General features: G+C 32.1%; 33 protein-coding genes and 1 pseudogene. 33 read left to right on the top strand and 1 reads right to left on the bottom strand.

Annotation, left to right across the window (positions count from 1 at the left end; genetic code table 11):
- Positions 1-25: 25 nt before the first annotated feature.
- From WKT08_RS00720 to WKT08_RS00605, 26 genes and pseudogenes are all read left to right on the top strand, one after another.
- Positions 26-793, top strand: coding sequence for a hypothetical protein (locus tag WKT08_RS00720; protein WP_340279535.1), 768 nt, complete (start codon positions 26-28; stop codon positions 791-793).
- 82 nt (positions 794-875) lie between these two features.
- The gene (locus tag WKT08_RS00715; RefSeq protein ID WP_340279534.1) at positions 876-1,391 is read left to right on the top strand and encodes an SMI1/KNR4 family protein; all 516 of its coding nucleotides are present in this window, start codon (positions 876-878) and stop codon (positions 1,389-1,391) included.
- Positions 1,392-1,642: 251 nt separating this feature from the next.
- The gene (locus WKT08_RS00710) at positions 1,643-2,278 is read left to right on the top strand and encodes an Imm43 family immunity protein (protein WP_340279533.1); all 636 of its coding nucleotides are present in this window, start codon (positions 1,643-1,645) and stop codon (positions 2,276-2,278) included.
- A 236-nt stretch (positions 2,279-2,514) separates the two neighbouring features.
- Complete coding sequence (locus WKT08_RS00705) at positions 2,515-2,718, top strand: DUF4926 domain-containing protein (protein ID WP_340279532.1); 204 nt, start codon at positions 2,515-2,517, stop codon at positions 2,716-2,718.
- Positions 2,719-2,896: 178 nt separating this feature from the next.
- Positions 2,897-3,034, top strand: coding sequence for a hypothetical protein (locus tag WKT08_RS00700; RefSeq protein WP_340279531.1), 138 nt, complete (start codon positions 2,897-2,899; stop codon positions 3,032-3,034).
- 111 nt (positions 3,035-3,145) lie between these two features.
- On the top strand, positions 3,146-3,622 hold the full coding sequence (locus WKT08_RS00695) for a hypothetical protein (protein WP_340279530.1): 477 nt from the start codon (positions 3,146-3,148) through the stop codon (positions 3,620-3,622).
- Between the two features lie 187 nt (positions 3,623-3,809).
- A pseudogene (locus WKT08_RS00690) lies at positions 3,810-4,172 on the top strand (SMI1/KNR4 family protein); the annotation flags it as partial.
- A gap of 184 nt (positions 4,173-4,356) precedes the next feature.
- Positions 4,357-4,653, top strand: a complete 297-nt coding sequence (locus WKT08_RS00685) for an Imm40 family immunity protein (RefSeq protein WP_247912209.1) — start codon at positions 4,357-4,359, stop codon at positions 4,651-4,653.
- A 254-nt stretch (positions 4,654-4,907) separates the two neighbouring features.
- Complete coding sequence (locus WKT08_RS00680; RefSeq protein WP_074324580.1) at positions 4,908-5,231, top strand: tetratricopeptide repeat protein; 324 nt, start codon at positions 4,908-4,910, stop codon at positions 5,229-5,231.
- Between the two features lie 269 nt (positions 5,232-5,500).
- Positions 5,501-6,199 carry a hypothetical protein gene (locus WKT08_RS00675; RefSeq protein WP_340279527.1) on the top strand — a complete coding sequence of 233 codons (699 nt, stop codon included), beginning with the start codon at positions 5,501-5,503 and terminating at the stop codon, positions 6,197-6,199.
- A gap of 129 nt (positions 6,200-6,328) precedes the next feature.
- Complete coding sequence (locus WKT08_RS00670) at positions 6,329-6,763, top strand: SMI1/KNR4 family protein (protein ID WP_340279526.1); 435 nt, start codon at positions 6,329-6,331, stop codon at positions 6,761-6,763.
- A 183-nt stretch (positions 6,764-6,946) separates the two neighbouring features.
- Positions 6,947-7,180 (top strand): hypothetical protein, encoded by a 234-nt coding sequence (locus WKT08_RS00665; protein ID WP_340279525.1) that lies wholly within the window; start codon positions 6,947-6,949, stop codon positions 7,178-7,180.
- Between the two features lie 249 nt (positions 7,181-7,429).
- On the top strand, positions 7,430-7,531 hold the full coding sequence (locus WKT08_RS00660) for a hypothetical protein (protein ID WP_340279524.1): 102 nt from the start codon (positions 7,430-7,432) through the stop codon (positions 7,529-7,531).
- A gap of 42 nt (positions 7,532-7,573) precedes the next feature.
- Positions 7,574-7,936: a deaminase gene (locus WKT08_RS00655; protein WP_340279523.1), complete on the top strand. Its 363-nt coding sequence runs from the start codon at positions 7,574-7,576 to the stop codon at positions 7,934-7,936.
- Positions 7,937-7,946: 10 nt separating this feature from the next.
- Complete coding sequence (locus tag WKT08_RS00650; protein WP_340279522.1) at positions 7,947-8,342, top strand: hypothetical protein; 396 nt, start codon at positions 7,947-7,949, stop codon at positions 8,340-8,342.
- A gap of 149 nt (positions 8,343-8,491) precedes the next feature.
- Positions 8,492-8,641 (top strand): colicin E3/pyocin S6 family cytotoxin, encoded by a 150-nt coding sequence (locus WKT08_RS10460; RefSeq protein WP_445330252.1) that lies wholly within the window; start codon positions 8,492-8,494, stop codon positions 8,639-8,641.
- 35 nt (positions 8,642-8,676) lie between these two features.
- The gene (locus tag WKT08_RS10455) at positions 8,677-8,922 is read left to right on the top strand and encodes a DUF7683 domain-containing protein (RefSeq protein WP_445330251.1); all 246 of its coding nucleotides are present in this window, start codon (positions 8,677-8,679) and stop codon (positions 8,920-8,922) included.
- Positions 8,923-9,017: 95 nt separating this feature from the next.
- Positions 9,018-9,347 carry a hypothetical protein gene (locus tag WKT08_RS00645; protein ID WP_340279521.1) on the top strand — a complete coding sequence of 110 codons (330 nt, stop codon included), beginning with the start codon at positions 9,018-9,020 and terminating at the stop codon, positions 9,345-9,347.
- Positions 9,334-9,747: a DUF4279 domain-containing protein gene (locus tag WKT08_RS00640; protein WP_340279520.1), complete on the top strand. Its 414-nt coding sequence runs from the start codon at positions 9,334-9,336 to the stop codon at positions 9,745-9,747. Before WKT08_RS00645 ends, WKT08_RS00640 begins: the two co-directional genes overlap by 14 nt.
- Before the next feature lie 96 nt (positions 9,748-9,843).
- Positions 9,844-10,296 (top strand): hypothetical protein, encoded by a 453-nt coding sequence (locus WKT08_RS00635; protein ID WP_075567210.1) that lies wholly within the window; start codon positions 9,844-9,846, stop codon positions 10,294-10,296.
- A gap of 68 nt (positions 10,297-10,364) precedes the next feature.
- Complete coding sequence (locus WKT08_RS00630) at positions 10,365-10,949, top strand: hypothetical protein (protein WP_340279519.1); 585 nt, start codon at positions 10,365-10,367, stop codon at positions 10,947-10,949.
- Between the two features lie 23 nt (positions 10,950-10,972).
- Complete coding sequence (locus WKT08_RS00625; protein ID WP_340279518.1) at positions 10,973-11,377, top strand: NTF2 fold immunity protein; 405 nt, start codon at positions 10,973-10,975, stop codon at positions 11,375-11,377.
- 61 nt (positions 11,378-11,438) lie between these two features.
- Positions 11,439-11,939 (top strand): SMI1/KNR4 family protein, encoded by a 501-nt coding sequence (locus tag WKT08_RS00620; RefSeq protein WP_340279517.1) that lies wholly within the window; start codon positions 11,439-11,441, stop codon positions 11,937-11,939.
- 100 nt (positions 11,940-12,039) lie between these two features.
- On the top strand, positions 12,040-12,465 hold the full coding sequence (locus WKT08_RS00615; protein WP_340279516.1) for a hypothetical protein: 426 nt from the start codon (positions 12,040-12,042) through the stop codon (positions 12,463-12,465).
- 127 nt (positions 12,466-12,592) lie between these two features.
- Positions 12,593-12,997 (top strand): immunity 22 family protein, encoded by a 405-nt coding sequence (locus WKT08_RS00610; RefSeq protein ID WP_340279515.1) that lies wholly within the window; start codon positions 12,593-12,595, stop codon positions 12,995-12,997.
- Between the two features lie 191 nt (positions 12,998-13,188).
- Positions 13,189-13,371 carry a hypothetical protein gene (locus WKT08_RS00605; RefSeq protein WP_340279514.1) on the top strand — a complete coding sequence of 61 codons (183 nt, stop codon included), beginning with the start codon at positions 13,189-13,191 and terminating at the stop codon, positions 13,369-13,371.
- 862 nt (positions 13,372-14,233) lie between these two features.
- On the opposite strand, the gene WKT08_RS00600 is transcribed toward WKT08_RS00605, so the two are convergent.
- Positions 14,234-14,431 carry a hypothetical protein gene (locus WKT08_RS00600; RefSeq protein ID WP_340279513.1) on the bottom strand — a complete coding sequence of 66 codons (198 nt, stop codon included), beginning with the start codon at positions 14,429-14,431 and terminating at the stop codon, positions 14,234-14,236.
- Between the two features lie 159 nt (positions 14,432-14,590).
- On the opposite strand from WKT08_RS00600, the gene WKT08_RS00595 reads away from it, so the two are divergent.
- From WKT08_RS00595 to pezT, 7 genes are all read left to right on the top strand, one after another.
- Positions 14,591-15,232 carry a peptidylprolyl isomerase gene (locus tag WKT08_RS00595; RefSeq protein ID WP_340279512.1) on the top strand — a complete coding sequence of 214 codons (642 nt, stop codon included), beginning with the start codon at positions 14,591-14,593 and terminating at the stop codon, positions 15,230-15,232.
- 9 nt (positions 15,233-15,241) lie between these two features.
- Complete coding sequence (locus WKT08_RS00590) at positions 15,242-16,327, top strand: toprim domain-containing protein (RefSeq protein WP_125394038.1); 1,086 nt, start codon at positions 15,242-15,244, stop codon at positions 16,325-16,327.
- Positions 16,328-16,377: 50 nt separating this feature from the next.
- Complete coding sequence (locus tag WKT08_RS00585) at positions 16,378-16,611, top strand: DUF5965 family protein (RefSeq protein ID WP_000152419.1); 234 nt, start codon at positions 16,378-16,380, stop codon at positions 16,609-16,611.
- A complete protein-coding gene (locus tag WKT08_RS00580; RefSeq protein ID WP_340279509.1) occupies positions 16,608-16,991 on the top strand; it encodes a DUF5945 family protein in 384 nt (127 codons plus the stop codon). Before WKT08_RS00585 ends, WKT08_RS00580 begins: the two co-directional genes overlap by 4 nt.
- A gap of 37 nt (positions 16,992-17,028) precedes the next feature.
- Positions 17,029-17,301, top strand: a complete 273-nt coding sequence (locus WKT08_RS00575; RefSeq protein ID WP_037606804.1) for a hypothetical protein — start codon at positions 17,029-17,031, stop codon at positions 17,299-17,301.
- Between the two features lie 67 nt (positions 17,302-17,368).
- Positions 17,369-17,845, top strand: coding sequence for a type II toxin-antitoxin system antitoxin PezA (pezA, locus tag WKT08_RS00570; RefSeq protein WP_340279508.1), 477 nt, complete (start codon positions 17,369-17,371; stop codon positions 17,843-17,845).
- Positions 17,845-18,615 carry a type II toxin-antitoxin system toxin PezT gene (pezT, locus tag WKT08_RS00565; protein WP_037606801.1) on the top strand — a complete coding sequence of 257 codons (771 nt, stop codon included), beginning with the start codon at positions 17,845-17,847 and terminating at the stop codon, positions 18,613-18,615. The genes pezA and pezT overlap by 1 nt, the downstream gene beginning before the upstream one ends.
- Positions 18,616-18,842: the final 227 nt, after the last annotated feature.

The following is an 18,842-nucleotide window of genomic DNA, read 5'->3' as shown; positions in this document are numbered from 1 at the left end:
TACCTTAAAATATAGAAAGTAAGACATGAATAAAAACAATCTAATTTTATTAATTAAAAATCAAATGTCAGATAAACAAAAAAATGAAAATGCCTTACATTTAAATACACTTTTACTAAGTTCAATAGAAAATCCTAGTATAGATAATGATTGTTTCATAGAATTATTTAGCTATTATTCTAACCTATCCCAAGGAGAAGTAAGTGAACTATTTAATTTGCTACAATCTTTAACCAAAAATGAAATCAATATAATTCAAGATTTTTTAGAATATATCTCTAAATTTGTCAAAGACTTAGGACTATGTTGTGAATTTGAAAAATTTCTTATGGAGGTAAAATATATACAAGAACGAAATTGTCTAGAGGAAAAGATTAGGCCTACTTTCCCAGTTTTCAAAGTTGATAAAAATAACATCATAAGTTTTGATGACAGTGACAACTCTTATATATTTTCTATAATGCAACTATCTACTAAAACTTGGATTGAGATAACATACGATGATTTTCTCTCAATACTTGAATCACTAGAGTGGCAAGCCTTCACTAATAAGGCTATATTATATTTTACTCCTTGCTGTTTAAAACATATTTTTTCTAATTTATCTAAATTTCATTTATATGGTTACGTTGTTGAATTTTTATATATTGCCCTAAGAAACCAAAGTACGATATTTAACACTAGTCAAATCAACTTAATTATTGATTTTTTAAAATTAATCCAAAATTTTAACCAGGAAATTAGTGTTGAAACACAAAAAAAAATAACAAATACTATTCAACTTTATTTATAACTTCCCTACCGTAAAGGGGACGGTAGGAGTCGATCGGCTGGTGAATCCGATACATGGTTTGAAATTTATGGAGGATACTTTTATGTTCAAATTAAAATTATTTCCCGAGGATTTTTTTAATATATGTATTAAGCGTAAAGTAGAGATTAAAAAGTTAGATAAACTTCCCAAGCTAGATAATAACTATTTGTTATTCATTACTAAGTATCAGGAGGTAGTGATAATACCTGATATTTCTCTTTTTAATTATGAAGAGGCTTTAAATGAAAATAGATACTTAGAGCGTAATTATCCCGAAATATCAAGGTGTTTTTGGAGTGTTGGACAAGCAGGACAGGGAGATGGATGGTTTTTAAATAAAATAGATAATACCATTTTTCATTATAATCATGATACTGGAGAATATACCAAATCTGGATTTACAAATTTAGGGATAGATTTCTCACAATTTATCCAGTTGGCTTTCTTATACCGAGATTTAGAATACCTATTAGATGAAGGAGAGACACTTACGGATAATGTAAAAGCTGAGTTTATAAATTCAGTAAATAGTGTAAGTAATAATTTGTTTAATGTTTATCCATTTAAGTATTTTTAATTGGAATATTCAATAAATTTATTAAGCAAGCCGTAGCCCCGCACAAACCTTCAATTTTAATGTTAGGTGTGCGCAGAATTATACGCACGCGGTTTCGCCTACCGCAACCATATCATGGTCGATTACAGGCACAAGCGCGACGGCGTTTACGAAATTTACAAGAAAGGTTAAAAAAACGTTTGAGTAAGTCCATATCTGTTGGAGGATGTTCATCTACCAACTCACCAAAACGATTAGATTAGGAGAATATTATGAAAAAATTACTAGTATGGGGATATGCCCTACAAAGCATGGATAAAGCAGAAAAAATAGGGCTACCACGTGTAAGCAGTGGTGTTCTAGGTATATCAGAGAAGTTTAACCCTAAAAAAACGCATCCTGATTTTGACTTTCCATGGAGTTGGTTCGTAAAGGGACAAGAAATTCCTCCAATGCCTGAACAGGTGTATGTATGCTTGAAAAAAGCCCGAGGTGTTACTTTTGATTTTCTTCCATATAATGATTTCTTTATCATGTCAGCGCGTTTTTTGGAATTTATTAAAAAATACGGGTTTGATCATGATTTTGGTATGAGCAAGGTAATTATTGTCAATACAAAAGGCGAGCTATTGACGAATGAAATCTATTATTTGGTAAGAATAGTTGATTGGGAAATTCAGGATGAAATTGTTTACCCAGATTTAGCATTAGATGAAGATGATTATTCACTGGAGGCATATACTAATTCAGATAAGGATATTTTATTGTCTTCCAATTATAATTATTCAGGAGCATTTATGGTGTCAGAAAATTTAAAAGAAAAAATATTGGAAAACTTTTCTTTGCCTTTTCTTTATTCTTTGGAAGAGTGGAAGGAATTAAATAATTCAGACTTTTATTGGGATTAATATAAATCAAAGAAGTGTTGGATGAACTTTTTTCCATCCCAACATCTACTCCCTTTCTCGTGGGAGAAGGCTGGGGAGAGGGCAAAACGACTGCCTCGACCGACTGACCGCCTACATCGACGGACTCGGTGCCAAAACCGCCTACGAACTCGCGGTGGACGGAACGCGATTACTTCAGGAGTACACCTCCAAAGGCAACTACATATGTTTTATAGTTAATTATTAAGGAGTTTCTAATGAAATATTCACTTTTAGAAGTAGTCAAATTGCAACAAGATCTTCCTGGTTTTAATTTACAACAAGGAGACATCGGTACAATTGTAGAAGTTTATTCAAATCCTTATGAAGCATATGAGGTTGAATTTTGCGATACTAAAGGAAAAACAATCTCACTACTAACTTTAAAGCCAGAACAATTAATGCCATTTCTTGATACATAATATTATTCTTATAAAACTTAAAAGCAAGCCGTAGCCCCCATGAAACCTCCAATCCCGACGTAGGGTGTGCGGTACGCACGAACCCTTGGCATAGGTACATAACTGGACCAACAAAGACGGAGAAAACCGCCAACAAACCCACTACTTCCACTGCGACCAAATCGGCATCCCGAGAGAGATGACCGATAAGGATGGCAACCTAGATTGGTTCGGCAATTATTACGGTTGGGGTAACCTGAAGAGTGAAACCAACATATCCGGAACTGCTCACAAACTCTTCCGATTGCAAAACACCCTTGTCCACAGTGGCATGTAGCTACTGCCAAAATGGATAGAAATCTTAGTCAAAAAAGAAATAATGGGAATCGTACATTTTCTTGGGAGTAATACAAAGATAATGTAACCGTACAACATAGGAAATAGTATCATGACAACTTTAGAAGATAAAATATTTACCTTAAAACAGAATCATTTAATGAAAAAAATGAAAGAAATTCATTTTTTAAATAATTTAATGTCAGATTCTGAAAAAATTATTCCATATCCACTCTCATGTGAAATAATAAATCGTACTTTTACCCCCTATAGAAATATAGAATTATCAAAAGAAAATTTTAGTTTATCGATAAAAAATGAAATATTAAGTTTTTTTGCATCAGAGGAAAATGATATTGCTTATGTATACTTTTATGGAGGAATAAATGATTCGGCTGAAATACCAATAGAATTATTCCCCTTGTTTATTATCAAAATAAAAAATATTAGCAATTGGCTAGAATTAATAAACAAACCTAATTTTTATTGTTTAAAATTCTTTGGTCATAAAATAGATAAAGTTATCGATATATCTCTACTCGACAATGAGGAAGATGTTTTATCTATTTCTATTGGAGTGAACGCTTAACTTTAAAAATAAATAAACTATTCCAGAAGAAGCAATCCTTTGCTTTGTATAACTTTAAGGAGTTTAGCATGCTCAATTTTTATGATTGTGATAAAAATTTATCTGAAAATGATTTTAATGAAGTTGAAAAAAACTAGAAGTATCTTTTCCATCTTCATTCAAGTCACATTACTTCAAATGGAATGGAGGTACGCCCAATCTTTCTTGTTTTGTCAATGATAATATTGATTATGACTATATTGAAATTCGCGACTTCATTCCAATGAAATATTCTAAGCAGTTTGAGGATGATCCAGATTTCACATTAGAAGGAAGATCAATAAATGAATGGGAACTTAATGAGTTACCTAGGAATTTAATTCCTTTTGCTTTTGATTGGGGAGGTAATTATCTCTGTTTAGAAAAAAATAGTTGGCAAATTATTTATTATGTAAGGGACGTATGGAGTGAAAATATATCAAGGGAAGCTAATTTTAAAAGAAATTCAATTATTATTGCGAAATCATTTGAGGCGTTTTTAAATAATTTAGAAGAAACTCCTGATGATTGATAAACTGGCGTAGCGTCGTATATATATAGTAAGCGTAGCAAGCCGTAGCAAGTATGAAATCTTCAATCCTGACGTGGGCTGCGGTACGCACGTACACGGTTTCCGCTTTTTAGACGGCCTCGAATAAGAAAAAAGTCAAAAAACGGAGAAGAGAAAGTTTAAAATGCCATATGGAAGTGTATTTATGAATAAATTAATTAGCATTTATATTAATAATGGAGTCAGTTTACTTGAACAAGGAGAAAATACTGTAATTATACCTATAGAATTATCTAATGATATTATAGATATTTTAGAAAATTTAAATTTCTTTATTTTAGGAGGAGATTTATATAAAAAAAATAATAATAAATTTGAACATACCTATGATAATTGGTATTACGAAGGAAATATTCAAAGTGATAGTATTATAAAAACTAGAGAATATCTAGATAACTTTAAAAATAATCAAAATTTATATGTATCATTTGTTTTCAAATAAAACTGTCAGCAAGCGTAGGTTGGATCGAGACCCAAAAACAAGTCGTGGCAAGCCGTAGCCTTGGCAAAACCTCCAATCCCGACGCTGTGTGGTCAATTGCTACCCCCGCACCCTTCAGTCAACCTGACCCACAGCACCGACCAACGGACGCGAACGACCTGGTTCGAGTACGACAAACTGGGCAGGATTACCCAAGCGGGCAACGAAGTGTTCGCCTTCGCCCCCGCGCACAACATCCAGAAAGGGATGAGAAAATGACTAATTGCATATCAACAGGTAGTATTTATTGGATTTCAGATGAAGAAATTCATATTCTCGAAGAGAAGGCCACTAATGGAGATAAAAACTCAGCATTCAAATTATATCAATATCATATGTTTGTATCTTTAGATCAAGATTTGGAATTTAAATGGCTAAAGATCGCGGCAAAAAATGGACATCCAATTGCCCAATTCAATTTAGCTGATTTATTTTTCAAACAAGACAATAAAGAAAAAGCCATATTTTGGGCTAAGAAGGCACATAGAAATGGTGCAAAACTACCAGAAGAATTAAAAATACTAATAAATATCGATTAATTAATAAGTTTGAGCAGATTATCGTTACGAACCTGCTGTGGATCAATTTGTGAATCAGGATTCGATTAGGTCGTTATTTATTTGAAACATTCCATGCTACCAGAAGTAGCTTCGCAGTCAAACCAAAATGAAACCACATGACTAATATTGCTCAATTTATAGTGAAACCAGGAACAACTATTATTGAAGGCAAAGCTGCACCTCAAGGTTTGGGTTTTCTTGGCGGATAAACACAAATATATTAATGCCTTAGAAAGGTTAATACGACAATGAATCAGGAGCAATTTATAAAAAAGACTAATATAGTTTTAGTCGAAATTGATAAAATGATTAATAATTGTGATGAATATAGTTATACAAATAAACAGCAGTTGATTTCTATAAAAAATGAACTATATGACATGATTAATTATCTAAATTCAGAAAGTATTTCTCAACCAAAAAAAGGAAAAGAATTTTTATTGTCTCGGATAGTAATTGATTCTTGGCCATTTAATAATGAGGTGGGTAAACTCCTTGTAGAAATAGAAGAAGATTTCAATTCTTTGACAAGAAAAAATATAAACATGTCTAAGTTAAAAATCTTGAATGAAACTCCTTTAGACTTTCAAGAAAAATTTTTGTTTGACAATTGGGAAGTCAGCTACCTTGATTTGATGGAAGTAAATCAAGGTTCTCCCCTAGTTGGAAGTCTGTCCATTAACGGTCAAGTTATTATTCAAGAACAGGGTTTTGGAGGGCCTTTGTTGTATTTCAATAGAAAAATTTATATTCCAGTTTTCATTAGACGATTTTGGGTTGTTGGATTTAGGCTTGCAGTATTAAATTTAGATGATTTATCAATTGAGTATATTGGTGGTATCGAAGACTTGGTTTATCTGAAAGAGATAAAAGATAATAAAATTTATTTCTATACAGATATATATAAAAGTACAGAAAAAAACTTAACTTTATATGAACAAATATAACTCAAGGATATGCTGTAAACATCATAGCCAAAGGACTTCCATATTAACTAAATTTAAAGAATTTAATCAATGGAAACGCTAGTTCTGGTACGACCAAGCTTTAAAAGAATTATCAAGAAGAGGTATTTAATGATTAGCCAAGAAACAATGAATTTACTTATTAAATATTTTCAAGATTACCCTGAGTTTAAAGGGATACCCGCTAGTAGTGAGGAAATTAAACTTGCTGAAAATATTTTAGGAATAAATTTTCACGATGATTACATTGAATTTATTAAAAAATTCGGTGGCGCAAGCGCTGGTTTGGATATCCATGCTTTCCATAATTCAACATTAATTGGAAAAGAAACAGTTATCGAATTAACTCAGGGATTTCAAAAACTTTTAGAATTATATGAACAACCAATGAATAAACTTTATGCAATATCAGATGATGGTTCAGGCAATCCTATTTTAATGGACCAACAGGGACATATTTTTATTTATTATCATGATTCATCAGAAATGGAAATGTTATATGAATCACTTGAAAACTTATTTAAAGAAACATTGTTGGGTGAATAGCAAGCCGTAGCCCGCATGAAACCTCCAATCACGACGTAAAGTCTTCGCTATACGCATGCACGCGGTTCCTGTTTTTCAAACGACCTCACTATCCTCTTTAAGGTCGTCTGAAATATTGGTTCTTTAACAATCTCATTACCAGTCATTTACAAAATGTAGTTTCTCGAGGAGCATTATAATATTATGGAAATTAAAAAAGAGTCCAACGACTATATTATTAAATTAAACAACTATGAAGTATTAGTTTTTTTTGAATGTCTTGTTAAGTTCGTTGAAAATAATGAAATTATTGATGAAGCTGAGCAAAAAATAATATATGACTTAGAATGCTTGTTAGAATCCACATTAGAAGAACCTTTTATGGAGAATTATAAAGATCTAATACATATAGCTAAAAAATCTATTATCAATAATTAGCAATCTGTAGAGTGAGACAAGCCTCAACAATTTGGTTAAAGCCCAAATCTTTAAAAAAGACGGCACGAAAGAAACTTGAGCGTACAGCTACGACGCCTTGGGCAGAAGGATAGGCAATGGCCGTCTGAAAAAGGATGAGCGGGTTTACAAGAATGCGCACCAGCCGTTCAGATTGCAAAACTAATACTTCGATGAAGAGACGGGGCTGCATTAGAACCTGATGCGCTATTACGAGCCTGAGGTCGGTTTGTGAATCAGGATCCGATTGGGTTGGCAGGTGGTAGTAACCTGTATCAGTTTGCGCTTAATGTACTGGGATGGATTGATCCTTCTGGTTGGGCTAGAACGTAAACTATTGATCCTCCATGTGATATTAAACACAAGTTTCGATTATTGGCTAGATTCCGCAAACGTAAAAAAATGTCTAAGGCAGGGCATGAATTGGATGCGCATACAGCTGCTCGTTTAGAAATCGGTGGTCGAGTATTTTATGGACATAATGAACACGGAATAGATACTACTTTTGACAAAGTCAATGCTATTACTAAGACACATGCAGAAGGGCATGTTACTCAAAGAGCTTTAAATACTGGTATGAAAGGCAAAGCAAAAACAGTTGATATTTATGTTGATAGAGAATTATGCCCTTCATGTGGTAGAAACAATGGTATTGGTTCGTTAGCTAGAGAGTTAGGGCTTGAGTCAATTAATGTACATACACTTAGTGGAAGTAAAAGATATTTCCCACCTAAATAAGGAGGTTATTATGGAAATTACTTTGGATAACTGGAGTGGATCTCATTGTAAGGAAGAGGTTTATCATATTAATTCCTCGGAGAGACTTTTAGAAATTTTAGAAAAATTAGATGCTAAGCAACATACTCTTGTAAATTTAGTTTTATCAGAAGAAAACTATTTAATGATTGGTGGAGGGGGAGGGAAATATGTTGTAACAGGTGAAGAAAATGGCATTGTTTTTAATTTATCAAACCCTAAGGAAGGAAGTACCTTAAAAATAGAATTAAATACGGGAGGGCAAATTGGTTTATTTGAGTCTAAATATATTTTATCTAAAGAAATAGCATACAAATGTGCTGTAAAATGTTTGACTATGGGATGTATTCCACAAAACGATTTAGATTTATCCTGGGAAAAATATTAAAGTAAACCTAGTAAGTTGGTTGAGTCAAGATAAAACTAAACCATAGGGTAGTTTGAAAAATAAATTTCAGATGACCTTCGATCTTCATTTTATTCCTTACGGAGAAAGAAGCCATAGCCCGGACAAAACCTTAAGTCCTGACGTGGAGTGTGTGCGGTACGCACGCACGCGGTTTCGCCTATCGAAGCCCCATCACTGGAGCCTGCATTCTAGAATGTGACTCTCAACATGGAGAAGTTGAAAAATATGATAAACGAGGAAAATACCTTGGCGCATTTTCCTCTAAGACTGGCAAATAATTAAAAGAACCTATTAAAAACAGAAGGATAGAACTGTGAAAAGAATCATAAGATTTATATCAAAATTCGAAAAAAATGGAGATAAATTTATTGAAATCATAAATTTTAAGAATGAACCATCTCTCGATTTCTTACAAAAAATTTTTCATGAAACTAGCTCGATGTATGAAGAATATTGGATATCAAATGAAGTTGCAAAAATAATCGAACCTTATTTATGCGAGAAATTAGACATAAATAATTATGACTACTTCTTGTCTTGCGAAGAAGATAATATTTAAGCAAAATTCAAAAATTATATTTATAGATAACGCATATCGTCCTTCTACTTGCAAAACCAATATGCCGATGCCGCATTTCAACTTCTTCAGGTACTATGAGCCTGATGCGAGTCGGTTTGTGGGGAGGAAGCAATTTTTATAACTATTCTCAAAATGTAAAAGCTTGGGTAGATTTATATAGATTGTCGTCTAGTTGTAATGACGGAGATACAAAAGATAGTAAACTAATTAACCAAAAAGAATTGAACCGGATTTTAGATCAAATAGGCACAGATCCACATGCGTTTAAAGGTGATTATGTTGGTAAACGAGCCGTATCTCATTATGATGTTTATAAACAAAATAAAACTGGAGAACATTTATTAAGAAGAAAAAATTCTTCTGAATTTATTAGAACAGGAATTGGTTGCGATGATGCTGAATAATTTAATTGAAGTAACATTTTATATGGAATCAAATGATTACATCAACATGAAAGAAATAGACAAAATACTTAATATTAAAAATGCTGAATTTTATAGCAAGGGAGATTTATTTACATCACCAAACCAAAAGATTCAATTTGTAATTGAACACTCTTACTATTCTTTTGGCATAGATAAAGAGGAAAATTTAAAGGAAAAAATTAATAAAATTATAAAAACAATAGAAAGCATAAAGAAGGATTTAAATTACATATTTAAAAAATATAAACTAAATAAAGAGCTTATAATATACAGCTGGGGTACCGATGAGGCCACTCGTGAATATAAAATCTCCTTAAATCAAATTCAATTATTATCTGAGTTAGGAATAGAGTTAAAAATCATTCATTATAATATTTAGTAAGCGTGGGTTAGGTCGAGTCCCACCAAATATCAAGGGTATCTGATATCAATTTTCAGACAACCTTGTTTCATTTTTATTGAGGAGTTGTATGCTATGAATTTAGATGCCGTTAATCCAGAATTAGAATCAAAGATTAATGATTTAGTCTGTGAGGCTTATAATAAACCTTTTTTAGAACAAGAAAAGTTATTAAAAGAAGCATTTGAGCTAATACCCAAGCCAGTAACTCAATGGGCGCATCCAACGACAATGGTTACGATTGCTTTGTTTGAGTTGTATTATAAAAATCAAAAATATGAACAGGCTAAGGAATGGCTGAGTATTGCTTTAAGTGTCGCTGACTTAGGAACCACTAATGCAGGGACGTACCTGTTAGCTGGTATTTTTTATTATGACCTTGGAAAATATGATGAAGCTTATAAATATTTTGATATTGCTTATAATGATGCTGGATATTATCCATTTAGTATTGAGGACAAAAAATATTGGCAGTTTTATAAGCAACGTAAAGACGAATTAAATCCTAAGAAAAAAACCAAAAAGTAAGATTGCACTGCACCTCAAAAATTAAAAAATCAGGTAAGAAATGCCCTTAAATTTTTAGGAGAATTTAAATGAAAAAAAATGGATACGTTAATTTTAACTTTTTAGATAGTAAACCAAATATAAATAATATATTAGTTGGGCTAGATTTAGACTATTCAAATAAAGTGATAGCGCCAGATGGTCATGAGTTAGCATTGGTTGCTTTTATACCAATTGAAAATCTACTAACTATTGCACCTCAATTTAAAACAGATTTTCAGGATAAGGAATATAAAGATAAAGCAATTTACGTTTTTTCTTATTATGATAAAGAAGATTATTTTCTTGACTACATTACTGAAATTGACGATGCTATTCAAAGATACACTAGAGTTATCGTCGGAGATAAACATCAGTTCAGGTTTAACCTAGATAAATTTTATCCAATTAATCCTATTGAGAATATAGATGAAATGAGTTTTCTAGGAGGACAACCTGAATATTTACAGCAAGAGAGTGATGATTTTCTAGAAAAATATATTTTCATAGGTCAAATCTTAGGAATGGATCTACCTGAAAAAATAAATGAAATTTTTTATCTAACTGAGAACATCGGATATATTTTTATAAATCGAGATCTATCTGGTGGATTATTTTTCGTACAAACAACTTAAACAAAACTAAAAAGGATTGAATTATGAATGAAAGTATTGAAACTGTATTAAATTGTTTTCTGATGGAAATGTATAAATGGGAAGATAATGCTAATAAGCATATTGATGCAGGCACAGATATTCCTGATGAGATATTGAAACAAACACTAAAGGAAATATACGATAAATACCTAACAGATAAACCAAGAAAAATGGGAAAGTTAGAATGTATGACTGTTAGCTACCCTCCAACATTCAATCCAAATAACGAGAAAATCATTGAAATAGAAGAAAAAGGTAGCTCTATAACTGTAAAAAGTGATGTGCTTTACGCTGGAATGGAAACACAAAGACTTTATAAATTTAAAAAACAGACAGGTCTCTGGAAATTAGATAATGTAAAAGAATTTGATAGTTATGATGGGAAATGGTATTCTATACATATCTAAATTAAAGTAATTATAGCAAGTCGTAACCTGAACAAAAACTCTCAGTCCTAAGGAGTATTTTATGAAAATCAAAGAATTAATTGAAAAATTAGAACAAAAAAGTAGTCATCAATTTTTGAAGGCAGTATCAAAACCAAAATTTGCTTTTTCTTTGCCAAAAGATTTAGAATTCTTTTATGAAAATTATGAATATGCTATTCTTAATATTAATACTTCTTGTGAGATAAGAATCAGTTCACTTTCAGAATTGCAACCAACAAACCAAATTCTATATCCAGCTGATGATGTTATTTGGGAGGAGTTGGCAGATGATATCAGTAATGATTGGTTCATGATTGCATCTTCTCAAGAGCTTGGTCAATTTATCAGTATAGACTTAAACAAAAAAAGATTTGGTTTTTGTTATGATAGTTTTATAGAAACTCATGCAACACCTGATGAGTCTCCCATTATTGCTAAGTCATTTACAGAACTACTGGAGAAATTGGTTTCCAATGAAAAAGAATGGTTTTGGTTAGATTCTTCTTTTCAAAGCTATGGTGATGCTTATGAAGATGAATGAGTAGGTTGTAGCCCTTATGTAACTCTCTATCACAACGGAGAGTATGTTTGGAGCGCACGTAAGTAGTTTCTAAATTTCAACCCTAGGAAGGATTTAATCCATGATTAAAAATTTAAAATTTAATGACGGTAAAGCTACTGCTTTAATATCTTTATCGCCTAGTGATATGCAACCGTATGATATACCCATTTTTATTGATGATGAATCAGGAGATATACAAAGAGAAAGCCAAATTTATCCAATTCTTGATAGGGTAGAGAGCTTTTTTAAACGAATAAACATTGATGATTTAATAAGAGACATTTCAATAGAGATTAATCAAACTTGTTATGAGCAAAGTGATTATGAACCAACAGAATTAGATAATAAAGAATTAGCAAATGATTTAAAAATTGTCAATATTAGAGCATATTTTGATGATTTAGTATTTATATACTATTCTGGTTCGTTTCTTCCTGATATGGAAATATCTGCTCAAATAACTTATGAAGGTGAATTAGAAAACTTGGAAATATATGATAAATAGCAAGCCGTAGCCCGCATGAAACCTCAAATCCTGACGTAGGGAAGCACGCGGTTTCTGTTTTCAGACAACCTCTGCAATGAAATAAATTTAAAATTAAATTTTCAATAATTGAGAAAGGACGATTAAAATGCTTGATTCAGATACAAAAAATATGATTTCTGTATGGATAGGAACATCAAATAAGACGTTAGATGAATTTAATAAATACACTGAAGGAATGGAAGATTCAGATTCTCAATGTCCAGCATTTGCAGATTTTGGGGTTTCATTTATTGATTCAGCCTTTTTTGTAGCTTTTCGTACCAAAAACGGAGAGATTGTTCCAATTGAAATTTTAGCTGAAGAAATTGGTACGCATTCGAAAAAAGCCACAGAAGAAATTATAAGAGCATCTAAAGAAAAAGGTGTGAATGAAGGGAATTCTTTGTATTATTATGCAAACGCTACTTTTAAACCCGATGATCCAGAAAAACTTTATAATGACTTAAAATTTATAGGAACGTTTAAAGATCCTAGAAAAAAGTTTCGTTAAATTGGTTGCCTAGCCAGCTGTAGCTTGCATAAATTTTTAAATTTACAAGTAAGGTGCGCACGTCAAAGTACGCACGCAGTTTCTGCCTTTCAGACAACCTCAATTCTTTTTCGAGGTCGTCTGAAATATTTGTTCTTTAACAATCTCATTACCATTAGCAATGGCATTCTATCTAGAGGTCATTTTTCCTGATGGCTGATAAACTGGAGATAGCGGGGAAGCTTAGTAAAGAAGAAATTGATTGGATTAGATCCAAAGCTGACTGGATTGACCCAATAGTTTCTTCAACAGACGAATTACTAGGAATTAGAAATCATGAAAATTCTAGAGAACAAAAAGAAAAATATCTGAGTGAGAAAAGGTACTATTGGTAATTTTGTGTTTTTAGTTTTACAGAGTGTAGTGTTATTGGAGTAAATTATTAACTAATTTAGTAATAAATTAGTTTACCTTTTTTAAAATAGGAATTTGGTACAAGACAGTATATTCTTTCGCTCTAAAGTGTTATTTAAATGTTGATTCTATCCCTTTCGTTCTATAATATAGAAGTTTACTAGCACCACATGAGGAGAAATCATGAGGGATATTATCAGTTGAATAAGTAAGAGTATAATCTACATCTCCAAAGTAGGAGTGGCTAGTTCCAGCAGAAAGACCTTCATAGGTTTTATAACTGAATAGATCGACTTACTTTGTTGTCGAATTTTTCCTGTTCTTCAAGTAATTCTAAGGAATAGACGACAACTTTAAAATCAAATAAGCTAAAAACGCTCTAAAATCATTAAATTGACATAAAAGTGTTTTTTATTGTCAAAATATACAGTTGAAAAAATTTCCATTTTTTTTAAAATTACTTCCTTAGATGACAATTTAATCAAAATATGATATAGTACAGAAAAAGTAAAAATAACAAAAGTAACTTACAGAAGTAAAAGAAAAAAAGTAAATAGATAGCCACGGCGGATATTCCTTGCATCGTTTAGAAGGAGTTGCTGTGGTTATCGTTGTTGCTGAGCTAATTAATTGCTCTTATTATTTAGATGAAGTTACTTTTATTATTGAATTAATTTGAATAATAATAACGATCAATGAAAGTACTCATCGATATTCCCTTTATGCAGTTTAGAGCACAAAGGAAAATAGTACTGATTTGATCGTTTTTTTCTGTATTGACATCATAAAACACAGTAAGAACCTTCAGTCATAATAAACAAGGAGGTAACATGAGATTTGTTGTCAGAAGACTTTATCTGAATCTAAATTCGGATAAGGTTTTTTATTAGTCTTGATTCTTTCATATACTTCATAGCTAAATTGGAGCAGTAATTTATGAAAATCATTATCCTTACTGTTATTACTTGTATTTATGGCTTGTTTATGTCGTTCAATATGAGAAAGAGCTCTTCTCAAATTTTCTTCTTTTAAATTTTTCATAGTTACATTATAAGCTGAAGACAGATAGTTTTGATATTTTTCTCTTAACTGTACGATTTTGCTTCTTAAATGTAGGAATCACCTTTTATTATGGTGTGATAAAACTTACAAGTCCTTTTTGTTATTCTTGACCTAGTTTTTATAGAAAGAAGGTCTAAGATGTTAAATAAAGTCAAAACTAAAGCCTTAATTAGTGTTGGAGCAGTAGCCGCAACTAGCTTTATTCTCATGATGGGATATACTGTTGGTCAACATTCTACTGCTAAGCAAAGTCGTAAAGAGATTGAATTGGTTGCAGCTAAACTTGTAGAGGATAAACAAGCAGAAGATAAAACAAGCATTTTGTCATCGGATACAGTAAAAGAATTTTTGACTCAATACTATACGAAAGAAAAGCTAGGGGAAAATAATACACGTATTCAACCCTATATGACTGAATCGGCTTATTCTCAAGAATTGTCAAGTCAAAATGATGCCATGAACCAAGTGTATAAGGATTATATTTTAGATTATCATTTTGAAAAAGCTGATATCTTTGTCAATCAGACTACGAATCAAGCCATTGCCATGGTCTCTTATAATGTAACCTATGTATCCGATTTAAAGAATGCCAACCAATCAAAGACCAATCAGACAGAAACCAGAACTGTTAAATTGTCCTATTCTAAACTACCTGGTAAGTTATTGGTCAACCAAGTACAGGTTTGGAAATCTGGATTAGATGATTTAGATAATGCAACTCCCAAAACTTTAGAAGAATCCTCATCTGTTCCATCATTACCAAATACTACAACAAAATGATGATATTGCATGGAAATAGAAGAATGTAAGCAAATTTCAATTCTTGATGTAGCCAATCGTTTAGGTATCTCCTTTAAACAAGTTTCGAGCAGTGTCTATGAACATCCTGAACACGATTCATTTCGGATTTTTTCAACTACCAATACTTTTAAATGGTTTTCAAGAGATATTCAAGGTGATGTCATTGATTTTGTTCGACTTGTTCAGGGAATTTCCTTTAAAGAAGCTCTAGCCTTTCTTTCTGAAGAACCTTTTCAAAAAGAAGCTGTTCAAGAAAAAAGAGAGAGACCATTTTATTATCCTTTAAAGAGAATAGAAGATTCTAACTGTAGTCTGGCCAGATATTACTTAACAGAATGTAGAGGAATTTCAGAAGAAATCGTACAAAGGATGATTCAACAAGGTTTAATAGCACAAGCCAGCTGGAAAACAAATGAAACAGTTGAACCTGTTATTGTTTTTAAAATCTTTGATCATCGTCACAAGCTGCAGGCAGCAAGCTTACAGGGGATTTATAAGAATCACTCTCTTCCTAGAGAGAGGCTGAAAACGATTCTAAAAGGAAGCCATGGATATATTGGAATATCCTTTGATATTGGTAAACCAAATAGACTGGTCTTTTGTGAATCGTTCGTCGATTTGATGAGCTATTACGAACTTCATCAACAAAATCTATCTGATGTTCGTTTGGTATCTATGGAGGGATTAAAAAGGTCTGTTGTCGCTTATCAAACTTTACGACTGATAGCTGAAGAAAATCAGAAATTGGAATTTTTAGATACAGTAATACCTTCAAAGTTATTGCCTTTAATCAATACAATTCGTGATACAACCAGCTATTTTGATAATCATCCTGATTTATTGACACTGGCAGTAGATTGTGATGATGCAGGTAAAGATTTTTCTGATAAGTTATCTCAAGCTGGATTGCCTGTTTTACTGGATTTACCTGATAATGAATCTGGGAAAGAAAAAGTAGACTGGAACGATATTCTTCGAGAAAAGAAATCAGATTTACAATTGATGATCGAGAATGCAAAAGAGACATTTGGAAATCCACCAGTAAGACAAACCTCTCAATGTTTAGAATTGTGATAACAAAATCAAGATGTTTTAGCTAATATTAGAATGAAGGAGGATCGTATATGACCATTATTGAACGCTTAGAAGAAAAGGTCACTAGGCAAGAAAGTAAGGTAGCAAGAGAGACAGAAAAACTAGCTGCTTACAAAGAGCAACTGGAGACAGCGATGTTTGCGACGTTCAAAAGGCGTCAAAGCATTAGTCACATGAGTTTTGAAGAAGCTCTTGACCATGCATTTGGCAAAGAAAGACAATTCGATGATTCTGAATTTAGAAAGGATGAAATGAGTGAATGACAAAAGATTGGAGTTTTAATCAACCATTAGAAAGTAAATCAGAAAATCAAGAAGATCCAGATAAAATTGCGGCCTTATTTGGAAATCATCAAGGAGGTAATGATGTAAATTATGAAGCAGCTTTTCAAAAGCGCAAACAAGCACCTGTGACGGAATCAAATTCTAGTTCTAAACCCAAAGTTACAGAGGTTAGAACAGGAAAAGAGACAGATATCACTACAAGTTATCAGCAACATCTTAAAAGACTTATTGCAGATAACAATAGCGATATTCAAAGTAGTCAAAAGAAAATTGAAGAGCTACATACACTGATTGACACAAAGAATAAAGACAATAAGAAATTGCAGTCAATTTATGATGCGATTTCCGAATTACACTAAGCAGTCCTGATAGGCTGCTTTTTTTGAGAGGTTATAGATGTTTACAAAACTTTTTAAGAAAAATCACGACAATAGTGATGTATTTAAAAAGCTGATTCATAGACTATCTGATATGTCTGTCCAAGATCTTGAAAAAATAGACCGACTGCTAGATATCATTTTCACTCCAGATCAAGGATCAGAACAACTAAAAACAGAAGCAACTTATAGAGAAGAAACTTTGGACGACACATTAAAGGAAGCTAAGAATCAACTTCATAAGGAACAATTGGAGAAGAATTTAGAGAGATTTAGGAAAAATAGTCAATAATGCACCAAATTTGGTGCATTATTCTTTTTTATGCTATAATTGAATTATAAAAATAAAGGAGTTTGCCATGATTGGAAAGAACATAAAATCCTTACGTAAAACACATGACTTAACACAAACCGAATTTGCACGGATTGTAGGTATTTCACGAAATAGTCTTAGTCGTTATGAAAATGGAACGAGTTCAGTCTCTACGGAACTAATAGACATCATTTGTCAGAAGTTTAATGTATCTTATGTCGATATTGTAGGAGAAGATAAAATGCTCAATCCTGTTGAAGATTATGAATTGACTTTAAAAATTGAAATTGTGAAAGAAAGAGGTGCTAATCTATTATATCGACTCTATCGTTATCAAGATAGTCAGGGAATTAGCATTGATGATGAATCTAATCCTTGGATTTTAATGAGTGATGATCTTTCTGATTTGATTCATACGAATATCTATCTAGTTGAAACTTTTGATGAAATAGAGAGATATAGCGGCTATTTGGATGGAATTGAACGTATGTTAGAGATATCTGAAAAACGGATGGTGGCCTAGTGGGAATCCAAGATTATATTGATAGTGAATTCAAACATGCTCTAGCGCGAAACATTCGCTCACTGACAAGAGGAAAAAAGCCCAGTAAACACCCTATAGCGATTTTGCTTGGAGGGCAAAGTGGTGCCGGTAAGACTACAATTCATCGTATTAAACAGAAAGAATTTCAAGGAAATATTGTTATCATAGATGGCGATAGTTTTCGTTATCAGCATCCACACTATTTAGAACTGCAGCAAGAATATGGCAAAGATAGTGTTGAATACACCAAAGATTTTGCAGGGAAAATGGTAGAGTCTTTAGTAACCGAATTGAGTCATTTGGGATACAATCTTTTGATCGAGGGAACTTTACGAACAATTGATGTTCCAAAGGAAACAGCACAACACTTGAAAAGTAAGGGATATGAAGTACAATTAGTCATAATCGCAACAAAGCCCGAATTGTCCTATCTGAACACCCTTATCCGATACGAAGAATTGTACGCTATCAATCCAAATCAAGCACGCGCAACTCCAAAAGAACATCATGATTTCATTGTAAATCATCTAGTTGATAAAACACGACAATTGGAAGAACTAGCTATCTTTGAAAGAATTCAAATTTATCAACGAGATAGAAGTTGTGTATATGATTCAAAAGAAAATACAGCTCCAGCAGCAGATATTCTTCAAGACTTACTATTTGGAGAATGGAATCAAGTAGAGAAGAATATGCTTAAATTAGGAGAAGAAAGATTGAAAGATTTAACTAATCGAAATGGTTGTTAGATCATGAGTTTTAAAATATAGTCTATTGGATCGTCATTAAAAAAATAACGATCCTTTTTTTATTTTCTATTTTTTCTGGTTCTTTATCTTTTTCAAAAGTTATAACTTTCTTAAGTGATGGTTTCCTAACAATGTAAGTACAAATTAAGCACAGTTTATGATTATTTTAAATCTTGGGGGTTATTAAACTCTTGATTTTTTCAACAAGCTATGGTATCCTTTTGTTA

Origin of the sequence: Streptococcus sp. HCA-5024 (genome assembly GCF_037890265.1) — a bacterium.
Lineage (GTDB): Bacteria > Bacillota > Bacilli > Lactobacillales > Streptococcaceae > Streptococcus > Streptococcus lingualis.
This window is presented reverse-complemented; position numbering and strand designations above follow the sequence as displayed.

Coding starts and splice junctions, on each gene's coding strand:
- WKT08_RS00685 (WP_247912209.1), top strand. CDS start 4,357: ATGAATAAATTAATTAGCATTTATATTAATAATGGAGTCAGTTTACTT.
- pezA (WP_340279508.1), top strand. CDS start 17,369: ATGATTGGAAAGAACATAAAATCCTTACGTAAAACACATGACTTAACA.
- WKT08_RS00580 (WP_340279509.1), top strand. CDS start 16,608: ATGACAAAAGATTGGAGTTTTAATCAACCATTAGAAAGTAAATCAGAA.
- WKT08_RS00705 (WP_340279532.1), top strand. CDS start 2,515: ATGAAATATTCACTTTTAGAAGTAGTCAAATTGCAACAAGATCTTCCT.
- WKT08_RS00620 (WP_340279517.1), top strand. CDS start 11,439: ATGAAAATCAAAGAATTAATTGAAAAATTAGAACAAAAAAGTAGTCAT.
- WKT08_RS00630 (WP_340279519.1), top strand. CDS start 10,365: ATGAAAAAAAATGGATACGTTAATTTTAACTTTTTAGATAGTAAACCA.
- WKT08_RS00590 (WP_125394038.1), top strand. CDS start 15,242: ATGGAAATAGAAGAATGTAAGCAAATTTCAATTCTTGATGTAGCCAAT.
- WKT08_RS00625 (WP_340279518.1), top strand. CDS start 10,973: ATGAATGAAAGTATTGAAACTGTATTAAATTGTTTTCTGATGGAAATG.
- WKT08_RS00640 (WP_340279520.1), top strand. CDS start 9,334: ATGATGCTGAATAATTTAATTGAAGTAACATTTTATATGGAATCAAAT.
- WKT08_RS00595 (WP_340279512.1), top strand. CDS start 14,591: ATGTTAAATAAAGTCAAAACTAAAGCCTTAATTAGTGTTGGAGCAGTA.
- WKT08_RS00720 (WP_340279535.1), top strand. CDS start 26: ATGAATAAAAACAATCTAATTTTATTAATTAAAAATCAAATGTCAGAT.
- WKT08_RS00585 (WP_000152419.1), top strand. CDS start 16,378: ATGACCATTATTGAACGCTTAGAAGAAAAGGTCACTAGGCAAGAAAGT.
- WKT08_RS00645 (WP_340279521.1), top strand. CDS start 9,018: ATGAGCCTGATGCGAGTCGGTTTGTGGGGAGGAAGCAATTTTTATAAC.
- WKT08_RS00715 (WP_340279534.1), top strand. CDS start 876: ATGTTCAAATTAAAATTATTTCCCGAGGATTTTTTTAATATATGTATT.
- WKT08_RS00650 (WP_340279522.1), top strand. CDS start 7,947: ATGGAAATTACTTTGGATAACTGGAGTGGATCTCATTGTAAGGAAGAG.
- WKT08_RS00710 (WP_340279533.1), top strand. CDS start 1,643: ATGAAAAAATTACTAGTATGGGGATATGCCCTACAAAGCATGGATAAA.
- WKT08_RS00665 (WP_340279525.1), top strand. CDS start 6,947: ATGGAAATTAAAAAAGAGTCCAACGACTATATTATTAAATTAAACAAC.
- WKT08_RS00575 (WP_037606804.1), top strand. CDS start 17,029: ATGTTTACAAAACTTTTTAAGAAAAATCACGACAATAGTGATGTATTT.
- WKT08_RS00615 (WP_340279516.1), top strand. CDS start 12,040: ATGATTAAAAATTTAAAATTTAATGACGGTAAAGCTACTGCTTTAATA.
- WKT08_RS00610 (WP_340279515.1), top strand. CDS start 12,593: ATGCTTGATTCAGATACAAAAAATATGATTTCTGTATGGATAGGAACA.
- WKT08_RS00680 (WP_074324580.1), top strand. CDS start 4,908: ATGACTAATTGCATATCAACAGGTAGTATTTATTGGATTTCAGATGAA.
- WKT08_RS00670 (WP_340279526.1), top strand. CDS start 6,329: ATGATTAGCCAAGAAACAATGAATTTACTTATTAAATATTTTCAAGAT.
- WKT08_RS00600 (WP_340279513.1), bottom strand. CDS start 14,431: ATGAAAAATTTAAAAGAAGAAAATTTGAGAAGAGCTCTTTCTCATATT.
- WKT08_RS00635 (WP_075567210.1), top strand. CDS start 9,844: ATGAATTTAGATGCCGTTAATCCAGAATTAGAATCAAAGATTAATGAT.
- WKT08_RS00700 (WP_340279531.1), top strand. CDS start 2,897: ATGACCGATAAGGATGGCAACCTAGATTGGTTCGGCAATTATTACGGT.
- WKT08_RS00675 (WP_340279527.1), top strand. CDS start 5,501: ATGAATCAGGAGCAATTTATAAAAAAGACTAATATAGTTTTAGTCGAA.
- WKT08_RS00605 (WP_340279514.1), top strand. CDS start 13,189: ATGGCTGATAAACTGGAGATAGCGGGGAAGCTTAGTAAAGAAGAAATT.
- WKT08_RS00695 (WP_340279530.1), top strand. CDS start 3,146: ATGACAACTTTAGAAGATAAAATATTTACCTTAAAACAGAATCATTTA.